The sequence below is a fragment of the Acinetobacter sp. YH12063 genome (assembly GCF_013419715.1).
Lineage (GTDB): Bacteria > Pseudomonadota > Gammaproteobacteria > Pseudomonadales > Moraxellaceae > Acinetobacter > Acinetobacter amyesii.
Genome location: NZ_VOZO01000006.1, coordinates 54,017 through 72,372, shown reverse-complemented (window position 1 = coordinate 72,372; position 18,356 = coordinate 54,017). Strand labels below are relative to the sequence as shown.

General features: G+C 42.3%; 17 protein-coding genes and 1 riboswitch. Of the genes, 10 read left to right on the top strand and 7 right to left on the bottom strand.

Features of this window, described 5'->3' with window-relative positions; all coding sequences use genetic code 11:
* Window positions 1-115: 115 nt before the first annotated feature.
* On the top strand, window positions 116-1,912 hold the full coding sequence (locus FTU12_RS07910) for an ABC transporter ATP-binding protein (RefSeq protein ID WP_180114125.1): 1,797 nt from the start codon (window positions 116-118) through the stop codon (window positions 1,910-1,912).
* A 58-nt stretch (window positions 1,913-1,970) separates the two neighbouring features.
* On the opposite strand, the gene phoU is transcribed toward FTU12_RS07910, so the two are convergent.
* Window positions 1,971-2,687 carry a phosphate signaling complex protein PhoU gene (gene phoU / locus FTU12_RS07905; protein ID WP_078189433.1) on the bottom strand — a complete coding sequence of 239 codons (717 nt, stop codon included), beginning with the start codon at window positions 2,685-2,687 and terminating at the stop codon, window positions 1,971-1,973.
* Window positions 2,688-2,770: 83 nt separating this feature from the next.
* A complete protein-coding gene (locus FTU12_RS07900) occupies window positions 2,771-4,126 on the bottom strand; it encodes a TolC family outer membrane protein (RefSeq protein ID WP_168378215.1) in 1,356 nt (451 codons plus the stop codon).
* A 314-nt stretch (window positions 4,127-4,440) separates the two neighbouring features.
* On the opposite strand from FTU12_RS07900, the gene FTU12_RS07895 reads away from it, so the two are divergent.
* From FTU12_RS07895 to FTU12_RS07865, 7 genes are all read left to right on the top strand, one after another.
* Window positions 4,441-5,427, top strand: a complete 987-nt coding sequence (locus tag FTU12_RS07895; RefSeq protein ID WP_180114204.1) for a hypothetical protein — start codon at window positions 4,441-4,443, stop codon at window positions 5,425-5,427.
* Between the two features lie 102 nt (window positions 5,428-5,529).
* Window positions 5,530-5,656: riboswitch (TPP riboswitch) on the top strand.
* A gap of 116 nt (window positions 5,657-5,772) precedes the next feature.
* Window positions 5,773-7,668, top strand: coding sequence for a phosphomethylpyrimidine synthase ThiC (gene thiC, locus FTU12_RS07890; protein WP_078189435.1), 1,896 nt, complete (start codon window positions 5,773-5,775; stop codon window positions 7,666-7,668).
* A gap of 76 nt (window positions 7,669-7,744) precedes the next feature.
* The gene (locus tag FTU12_RS07885) at window positions 7,745-8,365 is read left to right on the top strand and encodes an NUDIX domain-containing protein (RefSeq protein WP_078192575.1); all 621 of its coding nucleotides are present in this window, start codon (window positions 7,745-7,747) and stop codon (window positions 8,363-8,365) included.
* 10 nt (window positions 8,366-8,375) lie between these two features.
* A complete protein-coding gene (gene cpdA, locus FTU12_RS07880; RefSeq protein ID WP_078192576.1) occupies window positions 8,376-9,179 on the top strand; it encodes a 3',5'-cyclic-AMP phosphodiesterase in 804 nt (267 codons plus the stop codon).
* Window positions 9,180-9,388: 209 nt separating this feature from the next.
* Window positions 9,389-9,916 (top strand): RNA polymerase-binding protein DksA, encoded by a 528-nt coding sequence (dksA, locus tag FTU12_RS07875; protein ID WP_078189438.1) that lies wholly within the window; start codon window positions 9,389-9,391, stop codon window positions 9,914-9,916.
* 4 nt (window positions 9,917-9,920) lie between these two features.
* Window positions 9,921-10,838 (top strand): tRNA glutamyl-Q(34) synthetase GluQRS, encoded by a 918-nt coding sequence (gluQRS, locus tag FTU12_RS07870; RefSeq protein WP_373684142.1) that lies wholly within the window; start codon window positions 9,921-9,923, stop codon window positions 10,836-10,838.
* A gap of 85 nt (window positions 10,839-10,923) precedes the next feature.
* A complete protein-coding gene (locus FTU12_RS07865; protein WP_180114123.1) occupies window positions 10,924-11,184 on the top strand; it encodes a zinc-ribbon domain-containing protein in 261 nt (86 codons plus the stop codon).
* Here the strand turns inward: FTU12_RS07865 and ftsW are convergent.
* The 5 genes from ftsW to FTU12_RS07840 all read right to left on the bottom strand — a co-directional run bounded on the left by ftsW (window position 11,173) and on the right by FTU12_RS07840 (window position 16,310).
* On the bottom strand, window positions 11,173-12,369 hold the full coding sequence (gene ftsW / locus FTU12_RS07860; RefSeq protein WP_180114122.1) for a putative lipid II flippase FtsW: 1,197 nt from the start codon (window positions 12,367-12,369) through the stop codon (window positions 11,173-11,175). The genes FTU12_RS07865 and ftsW overlap by 12 nt on opposite strands.
* Window positions 12,370-12,390: 21 nt before the next feature.
* Entirely contained in the window at window positions 12,391-13,737 is a 1,347-nt protein-coding gene (gene murD / locus FTU12_RS07855) for a UDP-N-acetylmuramoyl-L-alanine--D-glutamate ligase (protein ID WP_180114121.1), read from the bottom strand.
* A gap of 159 nt (window positions 13,738-13,896) precedes the next feature.
* On the bottom strand, window positions 13,897-14,148 hold the full coding sequence (locus FTU12_RS07850) for a DUF6587 family protein (protein WP_180035955.1): 252 nt from the start codon (window positions 14,146-14,148) through the stop codon (window positions 13,897-13,899).
* A gap of 36 nt (window positions 14,149-14,184) precedes the next feature.
* On the bottom strand, window positions 14,185-16,050 hold the full coding sequence (locus FTU12_RS07845; RefSeq protein ID WP_180114120.1) for a ferrous iron transporter B: 1,866 nt from the start codon (window positions 16,048-16,050) through the stop codon (window positions 14,185-14,187).
* The gene (locus FTU12_RS07840) at window positions 16,047-16,310 is read right to left on the bottom strand and encodes a FeoA family protein (protein ID WP_078189444.1); all 264 of its coding nucleotides are present in this window, start codon (window positions 16,308-16,310) and stop codon (window positions 16,047-16,049) included. The genes FTU12_RS07845 and FTU12_RS07840 overlap by 4 nt, the downstream gene beginning before the upstream one ends.
* A gap of 172 nt (window positions 16,311-16,482) precedes the next feature.
* Here FTU12_RS07840 and xerD point away from each other — a divergent pair, with 172 nt between their 5' ends.
* Together xerD and FTU12_RS07830 are read left to right on the top strand one after the other, a co-directional pair.
* Window positions 16,483-17,400: a site-specific tyrosine recombinase XerD gene (xerD, locus tag FTU12_RS07835; protein ID WP_180114119.1), complete on the top strand. Its 918-nt coding sequence runs from the start codon at window positions 16,483-16,485 to the stop codon at window positions 17,398-17,400.
* Window positions 17,401-17,496: 96 nt separating this feature from the next.
* Window positions 17,497-18,309, top strand: a complete 813-nt coding sequence (locus tag FTU12_RS07830; RefSeq protein WP_180008060.1) for a DsbC family protein — start codon at window positions 17,497-17,499, stop codon at window positions 18,307-18,309.
* Window positions 18,310-18,356 lie beyond the last annotated feature (47 nt).

Sequence of the window (18,356 nt, the reverse complement as noted above, 5' to 3'; positions counted from 1 at the left end):
TAAAAAATATCTTAGCCGAAAAACGCTCATCACAAATCAAAACATTGTCATTACTTGTCGCATTGAATTTTCAGTCTTAGACTAAAGCTCATATTCACAATAAAAATAATTGCTTATGAATCTGTGGCAACTTTTCCAAAAATTACGCCCATTCGTACAGCCATACCGCTGGGTGGTGGTCGTGACGCTGATCTTGACCTTAATTGGCTCACTTACGGCACAGGTGAATGCCCTAACACTCAAATATGCCGTAGACAGCATCAATCAGCTTTTGCAACAAGGTCTCGGTCTAGCCAATGGTTGGCATATATTAATCACCATCACCGTAGTCTTACTGGGAAAAGAAGTCATCAATGCCATCGTGCAATTTGGACAAAAATCGTTTGGTGAAAAATTACGTATTTTAATTTCTCAGGATTTGTCCCAAGGCATTATTGAAAAATTTATCACCTATCGATTGGCATTCTTCGATCAACAAGACAACCAAGCAGGTAAGCTCCAAACTCGAATTGATCGGGGTGTCAGCTCGCTCACACGATTGGTTCAAATCTTTTTTATTGATATTTTACCGTTATTTACCAGTGCGATTATTGCACTGGGCTTAATGTATTATGCCAATGTTTGGGTAGGTGTGGTGGCCACAATTATTGTGCCGATTTATTTTTGGCTGACCTTTAAACAATCACAAAAACTGGCAGGCAAACGCCGTGCCCTACGCGATAATTTTGAAAAGAAAAATCAGGGTATTCTGAGTATTATCAACTCGATAACGGTCATTAAATCTTTTAACAAAGAAGCCGTCGAATCGAAAAAGCAATTAAATCTGCAAAAGTCACTGACTGAAAACCAGATGCAGACACGGCAAACCAGTTATATCTTTGACGGACTCAAAACCTTTATTGAACAGGTCGGTGTAGTGCTGATCATCATTCTGACGGCCTATTTTGTTTTGGATGGGCAAATGAGTATCGGGATGATTATGTATCACGTGTTGTTATTTAATAATGTCTCTGCCCCGATTCGCTCGCTGCATCGTATCTATGATGAAATTAACTCTGCGATGATTTATTCAGAAAGCTTCTTTAACATCTTAGAAGCGGATCATGAAATTGAAACCAGTGGTACTGCCCAACCTCCGATTCAAGGTCAATTTGAATTGAGCAATGTCGACTTTAGTTATCCCAATGGTTTTCAGGCATTACACCGTATCAATATGACCATCCAACCAAATAAAATTACCGCCTTGGTTGGTCTATCTGGCGCTGGTAAATCGACATTAATTAGCTTACTGGATAAGTTTTATCATCCTCAAGCGGGCAATATCAAACTCGATGGCATCGATTTAGAACAGATTGATACACAGTATTTACGTGAAAATATTGGTTTGGTATTGCAAAAAAATCATATTTTCCCAGGTTCAATTTTTGAAAATATTCGCTATGGCAAAAGTACAGCTACAGAACAAGAAGTCTTTGATGCAGCACGGAAAGCCTCGATCCATGATCAGATCTTAAAACTTCCGCATGCCTATGAAGCCGATGCTTTACTGCTCTCAGGTGGACAGCAACAGCGCATTGCCTTGGCACGCATGTTCTTGAAAAATCCGCCGATTATTTTCTTGGATGAACCGACTGCAAGTTTAGATGCTATCGCTGCTGAACAAATTAAAAATAGTTTGGATCAAATTAAGCAAGGTCGTACCGTCATCATGATTTCGCATAGTTTGTCGCAAATTATCGATGCCGATTACACCTACGTCATGAAAGATGGACAAATCGTAGAACACGGGGAGCATCATGATTTGTACCATCAAGAAGGTGCCTATAAGCAAATCTTCGATGCGATGGCGAAAAGTTTAAATATTGACAAAATTGCCCGAACTTTTGAGGAAGACGAAGAAACACATAGTTAATTTTAGACAAAAAAAAGCCCATCGTGTGATGGGCTTCGTTCATATTGGTTTTTATCAATTAACGCTGAACTTTTTGCTCAATTTCTTCAACACTGGTGTGACGGACATCTAGACCTTTCACCATATAAATCACTTGTTCAGAGATATTTCGAGCATGGTCACCAATACGTTCAAGTGAACGCAGCACCCAAAGTACATTCATGACCCGAGTAATGTGGCGTGGATCTTCTATCATATACGTCATGAGGGTACGGGTTGCCGATTGGTACTCACGGTCAATATCGGCATCGGCCAAAAGGACACGTAAAGCCTGATCTACATCCAAACGTGCAAAGGCATCGAGCGCATCATGAATCATCACACGGACTTGGTTGCCAATATGACGTGTTTCCATATAGCCACGCGGTGAACCACCCTCTTCACACAAGCTTTGTGCAATACGGGCAATTTTTGCCGCTTCATCACCAATCCGTTCTAAATCGGTGTTGGCTTTCGACATCGCAATCACCATGCGTAGATCAATCGCAGCAGGATGACGACGCGCCAAAATCAGGGTAAGCGCTTCATCAATTTCAGTTTCCATACGGTTCACCGTATTGTCTTGAAATTGAACATCAATCGCCATCGTTGCATCCGTATCCAATAAGGCATGAATGGCATTTGCAACCTGCTGCTCCACCAAACCACCCATGGTCATAAATTTGGTATGCACATCCTGCAACTCTTCATTGAATTGCGAAGAAATGTGATGGTTTAAAACAGGATTATTAGGCAAAGCGAGTCTCCACTACAACGTGAATCGGCAGATTTTAGTGCCATATTAAAGCATATTGATTGTGAAACTTTTATGACCATGGATTATTTCTTTAGTAGGATCGATGGCTGATTTTTCTGATCGACCAACCATGCATTCATTTCCACTAAATCAGCTTCCGTTAATTTCCCAACGGAGGCTTTAAGTTGTAGAACATGAATTAAATAATCGTACTTGGAATTTAAATAATCTTGACGGGCTGAAAAAGCATTACGCTGTGCCAGTAGCACATCAACCATAGTTTTCAGACCTTCTTGGTACTGGGCTTGTGACGCCAAAGACACTTGCGCGGAAGAATCCATTGCGGCTTTACGTGCCTGTAATTTACTTTGATCCGTTTCGACTTGCATATAAGATTTTTTTACATCGGTTTGTGCTTTTCGAATCGCTGCATCCACCTGTGCTTGGCTTTTTTCAACATTGATCGCTGCTTGCTTAATGGATTTCTGTGTCCGTCCACCATTAAACACATTCCAGTTCATTTCAATCCCCACCTGATCAAATTGACCATCTTGCGACATGATGGATTGTGGACTTTGCTTGTTATACCCATAGGTCCCTACCGCTTCAATCTGAGGATATAAGGCGGCCTTTTCAACGCGTTTACCATCTTCCGCATAACGTTGTTGCATACGCGCTTGTAAAATACCTAGATTCTGCCCCTGAGCCAGTTCTTCCCACGCTTGCACATTGTTTGGAATCGGTTTTTCAAACTGAAAATCTTCACGTAACACCGCCAGATTTTCTCGATATGGCCCAATCAACTGTTGTAATTGTTCCTGCGCCAAAACCAATTGAACATTGGTCGCCATACGGTTGGCCCGCGCATTTTGATATTGAGCATTGGCTTCGCTGACGTCACTTTTTGCCACCAAGCCTTCTTTTAATTTAGCATTCATCATGCGCAGCTGTTCAGATAGCGCCTGTTCTTCTTGTAAGTTGGCAACCGTCAATGCTTGCTGACGTAGGACATTAAAATAAGCTTCAGAGACATTTAAAATATGATCTTGTTTTTGAATCCGCAGATTGATTTCACTTAAGTTAATCGAGGTCTTGACTTGCTTCAGCCCTTCCCATGCATCCCAACGAAAAATGGGCTGACGGGCAGTGAGCGCAATTTGTCTTGTTGTGGTGCTGTCTGGCATGATCAGCCCTGCTTGAGCGCCACTTTGGTTGGAATTTTGATTTTTTCGGGTCACATTCCCAGAGATTGTTACCGTCGGGAGTAAGTTCCCATTGGCAATCCCCAAATTCAATTTATCCGCTTCATATTGTAGTTTATTGGCTTGCCAATTGGGGTCTTCTTGTTTTGCACGTTCATAAGCTTGCACAAGGTCTAGCGCACACGCCCATTGACTCGTGAAAAGCAAACAAAGACCCACCACAACTTTTTTGTTCATTTTTTTTGTAAATTCCTAATATTCAAATACCCGAGATTGAATATTCAAGCCTAAAACTAAGCAGATACTAATCATATCCTTGCAAATTTCCGTATGATTTTTATTAATTTTTTATATCAAATGCGACAAAACCGGATAATTTCAGTCGTTTTCGGACACTACTCACAACGCTATAACAAAGAACTGTACAATAGTACACATATTGCACGTGTTTCATCTATAAAATAGTCGACATTCCATCGGACAATACCACTTCTATAGCGCATCGAGTTCCTGTGTCAAAATTTTTTCAGCTGCCTGCAAAGTTTAGTGCAATGTTTTTATGTTTCAGTATGTTGAATGGATGCCAACAACAGCCTGAACCACAACCTGCACCAGAGTTTCCCAACAATAAGACTGTTCAAAAAGAAGCAGTCGATTTGTCTTTGTTGTGCAAAAAACTTGAAAAAAACATGCTGGAAATAGACGATCAACGCACAACTTTCGCTTTAGAACAAATCAACCAAGATCTCAAAGTCTGCTTACCGCTATTAAAAGCGGACGAACAAAAAAAATTACTGCGTTTGTCCAATCAAATGTATCGTAACTTTTTACATGTTGAACGTACAGCTCAACAGCAAATGGCGTTCGAACAATTTGCCTTTGATATGGCTCAGCATCCTACCATTCAACAAAATCATTATGAGCAGCTCACTGCCCGAGATCAGTATTTACTGAAACACAAAGGCCAAGCTTATGTGGAGTTGTTCGATGCAGGTGAAGGACAATTACGCTATCGCCGCAGTCCTGAATATTTAGCCAAAATTTTTGCGCCGTATATGGAAGAATCTGAGCAAGTCTTTATTGAAAAACTGGCTGAACAAAATGCACAACCTGCCTTGTTGCAACAAAGTTTAGCCATTGAGCCGCAAGAGATTGCTACACGTGCAATTTTTTGGGAAGACTATCTCAAACAATATCCAGATAGCCCCTACAAAAAAGATGCACAACAATTGCTATATCAATATAGCCAGTTGTTATTTATTGGTTCAGCACATAGTCCAGTTTCCAATGATTTTTCAGACCGCCTCAGTATTCAAGCCAGTTCTTTGGAAGAAATTGAACGCTTGGCTCAATTAAAAAACTCCACATTGGCAGATCAGGCGCGTTTATTTTTAAAATTATTAGATCAAAATACTGCTGCATCTAATCAGCGATCAGAAGCGCAGCTGTTGAATTTAATTGGTGTCCGCAATCCTGATCCGCATTATAAGAAAGACTGTTTTAGTGACGCCATCTGTGTAAATCAGTCCTCTACTTAGCCAATGCAAGTTCAATTGCACATGTGCCTAGCCAAAATTCTGCACTGCAAAATCGATGAAAAATAACACTGTTTTAAAACAGCCTTCATGCTAATATCCGCACAAAGCTTGACGGAGCGCAGGTAATTTCCTGCTGAGATCATCTAAATTTAGTTCGCTAAATTTAAGGATGAGTACCGTTGAACCTGATCAGGTTAATACCTGCGTAGGAATCAAGCCATCTAAAAACTTAAGCCCCTCTTATCTCTTGGTGTTACGCCTTTATTTTCAGGTGAATCCATCAGATAAACCGCCACGTTTTTGGTCGTGCTTGATTCGTTGATGTCATTCATAAGGATCATTGCAATGAACCAATTAACGAATCTCACCGCTTCAGATCGCGCTGCTCAACATGAACAAGATGCTAAAGATCTCACTCGTATTCTCCCTGCATCAAAGAAAGTCTATATCCAAGGCTCACGTCCTGATATTCGCGTACCAATGCGTGAGATTAGCCTTACAGATACGCCTACAGGTCTGGGTGGAGAAAAAAATCTGCCCATTATGGTCTATGACACCTCTGGTGCTTATACCGACCCCAATATTCAAATTGACCTGAATCAAGGTCTACCCAATGTCCGTGAATCTTGGATCGAGTCTCGAAATGATACGGAAATACTCGATACCTTAACTTCAAAATTTGGACAAGAGCGTCTTCGAGATATTCGTACTGCAGAGATTCGTTTTGCGCATATTTCAAAACCCCGTCGCGCTCGTCGTGGACATAATGTCTCTCAAATGCACTATGCCAAACAAGGCATCATCACCCCTGAAATGGAATACATTGCGATTCGTGAAAATCAGCGGCAGCGTGAAGGTGTTGATATGCGCCAACATGCCGGTCAAAATTTTGGCGCACGCAATTTAACTGAAATCACCCCAGAATTTGTACGTCAAGAAGTGGCTGAAGGTCGTGCCATTATCCCTGCCAACATTAACCACCCTGAATGTGAACCGATGATTATTGGTCGTAACTTCTTGGTGAAAATCAATGCCAACATTGGTAACTCAGCACTTGGTTCAAGCATTGATGAAGAAGTGGCAAAAATGACTTGGGCAACTCGTTGGGGCGCTGACACCATCATGGATTTATCGACAGGTAAAAATATCCATGAAACCCGCGAATGGATTATTCGCAACTCCCCTGTACCGATTGGCACCGTGCCGATTTACCAAGCTTTAGAAAAAGTTGATGGTGTCGCAGAGGACTTAACCTGGGAAATTTTCAAAGACACACTGATTGAACAAGCCGAGCAAGGTGTCGATTACTTTACGATTCACGCAGGCGTGCTGCTTCGTTATGTTCCACTCACCGCCAACCGTTTAACTGGTATTGTGTCACGTGGCGGATCCATCATGGCGCAGTGGTGCTTAGCGCATCATGAAGAAAACTTCCTGTATACGCATTTTGATGAAATCTGCGAAATCATGAAAGCCTATGATGTGTCATTCAGTTTAGGTGATGGTTTACGTCCGGGATGTATTCAAGATGCCAACGATGAAGCCCAATTTAGTGAATTACGCACCTTAGGTGAATTGACTCACCGTGCATGGGAGCATGATGTACAAGTCATGATTGAAGGCCCTGGCCATGTACCAATGCACATGATCAAAGAAAATATGGATCTACAACTCGAGGTTTGCAAAGAAGCGCCTTTCTATACCCTTGGACCACTCACCACCGATATTGCCCCGGGCTATGACCACATTACCTCTGCCATTGGTGCGGCAATGATTGGTTGGTACGGCACCGCGATGCTGTGTTATGTGACCCCGAAAGAGCACCTTGGTCTACCAGATAAAAAAGACGTCAAAGATGGCATTATCACCTACAAAATTGCAGCCCATGCCGCGGACCTTGCCAAAGGTCATCCCGGTGCGCAGGCTCGTGATAATGCATTATCGAAAGCACGCTTTGAATTCCGCTGGGAAGACCAATTTAATCTGAGCTTAGACCCTGATACAGCACGCAGCATGCATGATGAAACTATGCCGAAAGAAGCACATAAATCAGCCCATTTTTGTTCAATGTGTGGACCTAAATTTTGCTCGATGAAAATCACACAAAATGTGAGAGATTATGCAAAAAATCAGCAAGATATGCAGCTTTCTTCAGAATCTAATCCTGAAATTGAAACAGGTTTACAAAGCATGAAAGCGGCCTATCATGAACATGGTCAAAAGTTGTACCACAAAGTGTAAAGCTTAAAAAAAATCTTTTGTATTCAACAAAATCTCGGTTAGGATGAAATGGAAGATTTCATCCTAATTAGCGCTTATGAATATTATTAAACAGGCCACATATAACAAAAAAGATTACAGCATTGAAGGGCGTGAACATCTTTATAAAGGCTTTATTCAAGTTGAAAAAGTTCAGCTTCGACACCGCTTATTCCATCAAGACAGCATGATTCCAACCATTCAGCGTGAATTGATTCATCGTCCTGAAGCAGCAGGTGTGCTGATCTATAGTCATCAACAACAAAAATTTGCCTTAATTGAACAATTCCGCATTGGGGCGATTGATGATGAAACTTCGCCATGGCAACTAGAGATTATTGCCGGCGTGCTCGATGGTGATGAATCTGCTGAAAGCTGCATCCGCCGTGAAAGTTTGGAAGAATCAGGCTGTGAATTAGATGCACTACAGCATTTATTTAGTTTTTATCCCTCTGCGGGTGCCTGCGCGGAATTATTCCACCTTTATAGTGCTGAAGCTGAACTGCCTGAACATGGAGGAGTCTTTGGCATGCCTGATGAAGGAGAAAATATTCAATTGCATATCTTAGATTATGCTGATATTCCTGAATTATTAACCAATGGTCGGCTAAAAAACGCACCTGTCATTATGGCCTTGCAATGGTTACAACAACAAATACATACTACAAGGAATGTCTAAGGGGAAGGACATGACTTTAAGGGATACACCACAATACGACTGGACACTGATCCAGATCTCGGACACACATTTAATGGATCAGGAAGATCTTGAATTTGTCCGCATGAATCCAGAGCAGAGTTTTCACGATGTGATTCAACAAATTCAGTTGAACCATCATCACATCGATACGCTTGTCCATACTGGCGATCTTGCACAAGTGCCGGTAGAGCGTACCTATGCGCGTTATCTCGAATATATGCAACAGCAGCCGTTTCCGTTTTATCAGATTCCGGGGAACCATGACGAAGCGTCTTGCTTCCCATTTCATCAACAGGAAGATCGTGCTCACTGCATCGCATTAGGCAATTGGTGTCTGATTTTACTGAACAGTGCGGTTAAAGGAAAAGTGGATGGTTGGGTATCACAACAGCAGCTCGAACAATTAGATCAGTTACTCACAGCACACCCACAGCAACACATCATTGTGGCATGCCACCACCACCCTTTTGCCATGCAATCGCATTGGATAGATCAGCATAAACTAAAGAACGCTGAACATCTCATAGATGTGCTTTCACGCCATGACAATGTCAAAATTGTACTATGCGGACACGTACATCAAGACTCGTCTAATCAATGGCGTAATATTCAGTTTTTATCGACGCCTTCGACCAGTGTTCAGTTCAAACCGCATAGTGAAAATTTTGCCTTAGATGAGGCTTTACCAGGGTATCGTGCACTCTATCTGAATGATAATGGTGAATTTAAAACTGAAGTTGTTCGGGTCAAATTAAAGCAACCTCAAATTAATGTTGAAATTTCAGGTTATTAACTTTTCAATTTGATTTTTTTGCTTTACTTTATGGCTTCTAAAGGAAAAGTGATAGTTAGAATCCAAACATCAAAGACTATCAATAAGCAGAAAAAGTCTATATGATGACGACCCCCACAGAAGGAAACTCTGTGTTGGGTGGATAAAAAACTTGCATATCACCATATTTTTTGCGTATAGATATATGCATATGATGAGGAATGCCCTACATGGCGAATGACAACCAAAATCAAGTCTTAGACGAACAAACTGATGTAGTAGACGAAAAGTCTACCAAACGCGTGCGCAAATCAAAGCCAAAGGCGACTGAAGGTGGTTCTACTGCAAGCTTATTTGGTATTGAACCTTATCAGCCTAAAAAGAATGAAGAATACATGTCTGAAGGGCAACTTGAGCATTTCCGTCACATCTTATTGGCGTGGAAAGCTGAGTTAATGTCTGAAGTAGACCGTACTTTGAATACCATGCAAGACGAAAATACTGCGCTTCCAGATGTGAACGACCGTGCAACGCAAGAAGAAGAATTTGCGATTGAACTTCGTACACGTGACCGTGAACGTAAACTGATCCGTAAAATTGAACAATCAATTGAAGCGATCAAAAATGATGACTACGGTTTCTGTGAAACGTGTGGTATCGAAATTGGTTTACGTCGCCTAGAAGCACGTCCAACAGCGACTTTATGTATCGACTGCAAAACACTTGCAGAGATCAAAGAGAAGCAAAATAACGGTTAATTCTGTGTTGAGTAATTCCTCTCTAGCCCTACCTTTAAAAAAGGGAGGGAAAGCTGCAGAGCATTACGTGGGTCGGTTTGCGCCATCGCCAACCGGCCCTTTGCATTTTGGCTCTTTAATTACAGCAGTTGCAAGCTACTGCGATGCCCGTGCCCATCAAGGGCAATGGGTGGTTCGTATCGAAGATACCGACATTCCACGTATATTTCCCGGTAGCGAAGAACACATCTTACGTTGTATTGATGCATTTCAATTCGAACCAGATGCCGAGATCATTTTCCAAAAAGACCGCTTAGAAATCTATGAGGAAGTCATTGCACATTTGCATGCCCAAGACTTGATCTATGCCTGTCAATGCACCCGAAAAATGCTTGGTTCAAATCATATCTATCAAGGCACATGTCGTAATCTTGGCCTTCCCCTTCAGGATCAGGCCATTCGAATCAAAGTCGATGCACAGAACATTTGTTTTACCGACCGCTTACAAGGGACGCATTGCTCCAATCTGCAACAAGATTTGGGCGACTTCGTCTTAAAACGCCGTGATGGCATTATCAATTATCAACTTGCTGTCGTGGTGGATGACTACCTACAAGGGATGACCCATGTCGTACGTGGAGCTGATCTTTTGGACAATACCGAACGTCAAATTTGGCTCGGACAGGTTTTGGGTTATCCACGCCTTGAATACATGCACTTGCCATTGGCAATGAATAATCAGGGACAAAAACTGTCAAAACAGAATATGGCTCAAGCTCTTGATTTAAAAAAAGCAGCATCTTTATTGCAACAAGCATTGCAGGCCCTACACCAACCGCCAGTCGACTTAGACACGCCACGTATTATGCTGCAACAGGCGATTGCGCAGTGGAATATTCAATATATTCCCCATGGCACAGCATTGCCTCAAATCTATCAATAAACCCAAATGTTGATCTGAGTCAATCACTCGATATTCAATTGAATTATGCTTTAATAAAGTGATCAATCGACCGTTGGAGAGCCTAATGTTTTTTATTTTTGGAGTTGGTCCGAAAACCAAAGTCATTGAAAAGAGCCAATTTACTTGCCCTGTCTGCCGCAGCAGAACTCAGTTTGAGTTGAAACAGCAACGTAATTATTTTTCTTTATTTTTTATTCCATTGATTCCACTATCTAAAGCCAAGGCGAGCTTTGTCAAATGTCTCCATTGTGGAACGGAGATGCCGGCCAGTGTACTCCACCATGCATCTCGCGATCCGCAACGAGATACCAATTTAGAAGCTTGATTCTTCTTTACTTGGGTTCACTTCTTTGGTCGTCGCATCGATCTTTAAGATCAGACTCACCATAACCGCACAGATAATCAGAGAAGATCCCCCATAACTAATAAACGGTAAGGTCAAACCCTTGGTTGGAAGCATGCCCATGTTCATGCCGGCATTCACCAAAATTTGCAGCAAGAAGATAATACTGATGCCATAAGCCAAGTAGCCTGCACGCAAGTATTGATGACGTAAAGCACGATGACCAATGCGAATACAGCAGACCAACATCACAAATGACAGCGTCAATACGGTCAAAATCCCAAAGAAGCCAAACTCTTCACCCAAAACCGCCAACATGAAGTCGGTATGTGCCTCAGGTAAATACGACATTTTTTGAATACTATGACCTAATCCGACACCAAACCATTCACCGCGACCAAAAGCCATTAATGCATTTGATAACTGGTAGCCTGCACCTAGTGGATCATTCCATGGATTTGAGAACGACATCAATCGTTCTAAACGGTAGGGTTCAAATAAAATCAAGAACACAAATGCCATGATGATCGCACCAAAGGCAATTGCGAACTGAATCAACGGTGCTCCTGCGAGGAAGAATACCCCTAGCATGGTTAAGGCAATCACCACCGTCGCCCCTAAATCTGGCTCTGCCATGACCAAACCGACAGTTGCAGCCATAATCACTGCCAATCGTACCAAGCCCTTAATATTATTACGGACTTCTTCGGCACGCCGTACCACATAGTCCGCGGTAAATATCGCCATCATGACTTTGGCAACTTCCGAAGCCTGTAAGGTGAAACCAGCGATCCGAATCCAACGTTTAGAACCATTGACCTCTGTCCCGACAGCCAATACAGCAGCCAGTAAGATAATCGTGATAATCCATAAAAAGAAGGTGTTGTTAAACCACACATTTAACGGCACTTTATAGGCGATATACGCAGCGGCGGCGGCGGCGGCAATCGAAATACCGTGTCGTGAAATGTAATGGAAGGCATTTTCATGCATACGCTCTGCATAAGGCATCGACGCAGATGCCACCATGATCGAACCAATACACAACAATGCCAAAACACAGAACATTAAAACATTGCGCACGTTGACCTCGGCAGGTAACCGAGGAATCCAACGCTCTACAACTTCATTTATTCTATTTATGGTCGTCTGAGCTAACCCAGCCATACAACTTTCCTTATCGTTCTTTTAAACGAGTGCATTCACACAATCAACAAATTGGTGTCCACGCTCACTGTAGCCTTTAAACATATCAAAACTTGCGCACGCTGGAGACAATAACACCACATCATTGGCTACCGCATTTTGTTGGCACAGCTCAACCGCTTGTTTCAAACTTTCAGCATGAATCAGCGTGGTTGTCCCTTCAATCGCTTTTTCAATAATTGGACGATCTTCACCAATCAATACCGCAACTTTGGCATATTTTGAAAGTGAATCACGCAGTGCAGTAAAGTCCTGCCCTTTGCCTTGACCACCTAAAATAATCGCCACTTTACCGCCTTTGGCTTCAATCGCAGCACCTAGGCCATCAATTGCAGCTAAAGTCGCACCAATATTGGTACCTTTAGAGTCGTTATAATAACGAACACCATGCACTTCTTTGACAAATTCACAGCGGTGCTCTAAACCTTTAAAGGTTTTCAAAGTTTCCAACATGCCTGCTAGTGGCAAACCAATCGCTTCACCCAAAGCTAAACATGCCAAGGCGTTTGCCACATTATGAGTCCCTTGGATATACATATCTGCACTTTTCAGTAAACGCTCACGACCACGTGCCAACCAAATTGTGCCATCAGTATCGCGTAAAATACCGAACTGATTCATATCTGGTGCATTTAAGCCAAAGCTTTGCATTGGAGTAGCATCTGGAACCAATGGACGTGTTAATGAGTCATCACGGTTATACACCACTTTTTTCACCGCTTGGAAAATACGATGCTTCGCAGTGTGATAGCCCATCATATCGCCATGACGGTCCAAATGGTCTTCACTCATGTTCAACACAACAGCCACTTCTGCTGCCAAGTTCGACGTGGTTTCTAATTGAAAACTTGAAAGCTCTAAAACATAAAGCTCAGGATCATCTTTGGTGAGATCCAAAGCTGGACGGCCCAAGTTTCCACCCACTGCCACTTTTTTGCCTGCATCTGCTGCCATAAGACCAAATAAAGTCGTTACGGTACTTTTCGCATTCGAACCTGTAATTGCAACAATTGGCTTATCTGTCGCACGACGTAAAATTTGAATTTCAGAAACCACAGGAATATTGGCTGCAATGGCCGCCTGAATTTGCGGTAATTTTGGATCTAGCCCCGGGCTGATAATAATTTCTTCTGCTTGGAGTAATAAATCTTGATCCAACTGACCGAAACTAGTTTGTACATCACTTGGAATTTGATCATGACCCGGTGGGACTGCTCGTGAATCGGTGACTGCAACGCGGTAGCCATGGCTATGTAAGAAATTCACTGCGGAAACACCAGAAATCCCTAATCCGGCAACAACCTTCAATCCACCACGCTGTATTAACATTTTCGCCCCATTTTTTGGTCGGTTTTTAAATCTGACAAAATGTTAGCACTTTGCTGTTTTGAATGCTTTTTATGTTTTCACTTTCTCGCAGTTTTTTTGTGTCCGCTCGTAAAAAAACCGCCCATCTTGGGCGGTTTCTTCAAGCAATTGACGGTGAGCTTATTTCCATTTCACCGCTTGTACTTCAGCTTTTTTTGCAGATGGATTGTCCGAAGCTGAACATCCACAACCGCCTGCACAGCCTGCGGCCATTTTGGGCTTTAACCATTTGGCTAAACTGTTCCAACCACGGTTTGCACAGTGCTCAGAAAAAGTTGTGAAGACTGAGTTCGATGTTTTTGGAAATACCTTCTTAAACACCACGACAGCACTCCAAATCACCAATACCGCAATAATTATTGATTCAAGCATGTCTCTCTCCTTTGTTCAGCTTTTGCCATTCACAATTCACGATCCAAAATAGCGTGTTGCAATTTGATACGTGATGAATGCCATTAGATAAGCCAAACCAAATAAATAGATAGTCATGAAACTCACCGTTTTCAAGGAGCCAGTTTCACGTTTAACTGTCGCCAGTGTCGCCAAGCAATGTGGCGCATAAATAAACCATACCAATAATGATAGACCGGTTGCCAATGACCAACCCAATGACCCATCGCTACTAATTAAATTTGCCAGACCTTGAGACATGGCATCTTCATCTGTTGCAGACAAGGCATACACCGTACCCAATGCCGCCACAACGACTTCACGTGCCGCCATCGCTGGAATTAAGGCAATACAGATCTGCCAATTAAAACCTAATGGTGCAAAGATCGGTTGTAATACATGCCCAAGCATACCTGCCAATGAATAATCAATATCCGGCAAAGTTGCGCCTTCTGGCGGTTGCGGGAAAGTACACAAGAACCATAATAAAATTGATAAAGCGAAGATGATGCCACCAACACGCTTCAAGAAGATCTTGGCACGGTCCAGTAAACCAATCCAAACACTCTTAATATCTGGGAAACGGTAGCTTGGAAGTTCCATCAATAAGGCATGCTGTGATTTATCTTTTTGGAAGAATTTCAGCACTGTTGCCACAATTAAGGCACTCACAATCCCTGCTGCATATAATGCAAATAACACCAAGCCTTGTAAGTTAAAGACGCCCCAGACCATTTGCTGTGGAATAAATGCTGAGATCAGCAAGGCATAAACCGGTAAACGTGCCGAACAGGTCATCAATGGCGCAACTAAAATCGTTACCAGACGATCTCGGGGGTCTTGAATACTCCGAGTTGCCATAATGCCCGGTACAGCACAGGCAAAGCTCGACAGCAAAGGAATAAAAGCACGTCCACTCAAACCTGCTTTAAACATCAGCTTATCTAGTAAGAATGCTGCACGTGGTAAATAACCTGATTCTTCTAAAACCAAAATAAAGAAGAATAAGATAATAATTTGTGGGAGGAAGACAATTACGCCACCCGCACCTTCAATAATCCCTTTAACAACCAAGCTCTGTAGTAATGGATTGGAAATCATGCCACCTGCGGCTTCACCAACCCAATCCTGCACCCATTCAATACCATCCATAAACGGCGCAGCCCACGCAAACACCGCTTGGAAGATAATAAACATCATCACCGCTAAGGTAATTAAACCAAAGACTGGATGTAGAAAAATTTTATCGAGAAAGTCTGAGCGTTTATCTTCATGATCAACAAACACCACCACGTCTTTTAAAATTTGTTCAATTTTTTCGTGGTTAGTCCCAGAAAGATTGGTATCACTTAATGACGCATCTGGTTTTCTGAAACCTTCAGCATCCAAAGCACCCATTAAGTTTTCAATACCCGCATTACGTACAGCAACGGTTTCTACGACAGGCACACCCAAACGCTGAGACAGCTTTTGGGTATTGATTTGCATGCCACGACGACGTGCTTCATCCATCATGTTGAGGACAAGTAAAATTGGACGACCCAAATCGATCATTTCCATGACCAAACCGAGGTGCAATTTTAAGTTTGTCGCATCAACTACACATAAAAAGACATCTTGATGCCCTTCTTCTGCAATTTTACCTTGCACGACATCACGCGTAATCGCTTCATCAGGACTCGTCGCTTCTAAGCTATATGTCCCCGGCAAATCCAAAACTCGAACAGATTTACCCGATGGCAACGTAAATTGACCAACTTTACGCTCAACCGTTACCCCAGCATAGTTTGCAACTTTCTGACGTGTGCCCGTTAAATGATTGAATAATGAAGTTTTACCACAGTTTGGATTACCAACGAGGGCAATACGTAACGCATCACTCATGCTGATGCCCCTTCCATTGCTATTTCCACTTTTTCAGCTTCTACTTTTCGCAGTGCGAAACGAGTAAACCCAACTTGAATTAAAATCGGGTCACCACCAAAAATACCTTTGGTAATCACCTGTACTTTTGTTCCGGGAACAAAACCCAAAGTCTCTAAACGGCTAGCGACTAAATCAGCCGGAGCATTGTTGCCATTCTGGTTACGATGTACCTTATGAATGACTGCGCTTTGTTTCACTTTCAAATCAGATAATCGCACGCAACTAACCCTAAAAAATTTTGAACATTATACAAACAAATGAGAATAATTAACAAATCGGATTCGATTTCAATTCTCATTTAACAATCTAGCATCGACACGACTATTTTTTTAAATTACATTGCATTAAACCATTGTGATTTCTTGGTTTAATTTCGAAAATGAGCGGCACATGTTAAATAAAAAACCACGTATTCCAACCCCAGTCCAAATTCCAGAAACACTCAGTTTTTTACACGGATATCGTGATCATTTAATAGCTCAAACCGTCAGTCCACACACTCGAAATGCATATTTATCTGATTTAATTCAATGCAGTGAGTGTCATACGCATGTCATGACTGATTGGAGCAGTGACGACATTTCAGATGTCTTGCTTAGCCTGACGAAACAAGGAAAAAGTCCACGCTCGATCGCCCGCTCACTTTCTGCACTGCGTTCATTTTTCAAGTTCTTACGCGAACAAAAAATACGCAGCGACAATCCTGTTGCAATCCACAAAACACCCAAATTGGGTCGTGCCCTACCAAAGGACTTATCCGAAGCAGATGTCGAAGCCCTGATCAATGCCCCAGACCTCAGCACCGCATTGGGTCTACGTGATCGTGCCATGCTCGAAGTGCTGTATGCCTGTGGTTTACGTGTCTCTGAGTTATTAAATTTAAGATTAGAACTGATCAATCTTAAACAAGGCTATTTACGGATTACTGGTAAAGGCAATAAAGAACGCTTAGTCCCTTTAGGACAAGTGGCGGTGGAATGGATCGAGAAATATTTAGCCGAATCACGCCCCGTCTTATACAAAAGCGCAACCGATGCTTTATTTCTCACTCAACTCGGTGGAATGATGAGTCGCCAAAACTTTTGGTACGCGATTAAACGCTATGCGCTCATTGCAGGCATTCAAGCCGAATTATCACCACATACCTTACGCCACGCCTTTGCCACGCATTTGCTCAACCACGGTGCCGACTTACGTGTCGTGCAGATGCTGCTCGGCCACAGTGACTTGTCTACCACGCAAATTTATACCCATGTCGCGCAGATTCGTATGCAAAAATTACATGCAGACTATCATCCGAGAGCTTAACGGCAGGAAATATCAGACCAAGAAGTTCTATTGTGCCCGATATTTTTTGCTATGCTTACTCACCTGTTTGATAAAGCTAAAAGAAAAGGGTTGTTTATGTTATTTACCCGTTCAAAAATTTTTCTCGCATCGACACTTGTTGCCAGTATGGCGTTAGTGGCTTGTTCTAATTCAAATAATGACGAAAAGAAAGATGCGACATTAACGGCAAGTACACCTGCAACTGGTGAAGCTTCGAATTTATCTGAACGTAATGCTCAGCAGCGTTTAATTGATACTTTGCAATCCAATCTGCAAAAAGCCAATATCAATGCCAAAGTCACTGGGGTGAAAGCGACTGAAGTTCCTAATTTGTTTTGGGTCAGCTTTGAAGGCATGCCTGCAGTCTATGCTACAGCAGATGGTAAATACATTTTCCAAGGCGACGTGGTTCGTTTAGGTGAAAAACAACTCTTTAATGTAGGCGATACCCTACAAGCAGAGGCCAACAAAAAATTATTTGATCAATTAAAAACTGAAGACCTACTGATTTATAAAGCCAAAGGTAAAACCAAACACGTGGTTTATGTGTTTACCGATGTCAGCTGTCCTTATTGCCATAAGTTACATGAACAAATGGATGATATTAATGCCCGTGGCATTGAAGTCCGTTACATCGCTTGGCCACGTGGTGAACAACACATGCCAATGATGGAAAATATCTGGTGTAGTAAAGACCGTCGTGCCGCATTTGATAAAGCCATTGCCGGTGAGCAAATCGAGCCAGCATCATGTAAAAACCCAGTGCGCAGCATGTATGAAATGGGTCTGAATATCGGTGTGAATGGTACGCCAGCGATCTATAACGCAGAAGGCAAACACATCGGTGCTTACATGTCGGCTTCCGAACTTGAAAGTGCGCTTAAATAACTAATTTTTATAGGCTAAATGAATGTTTTTTATGGGTAGGAATAAAG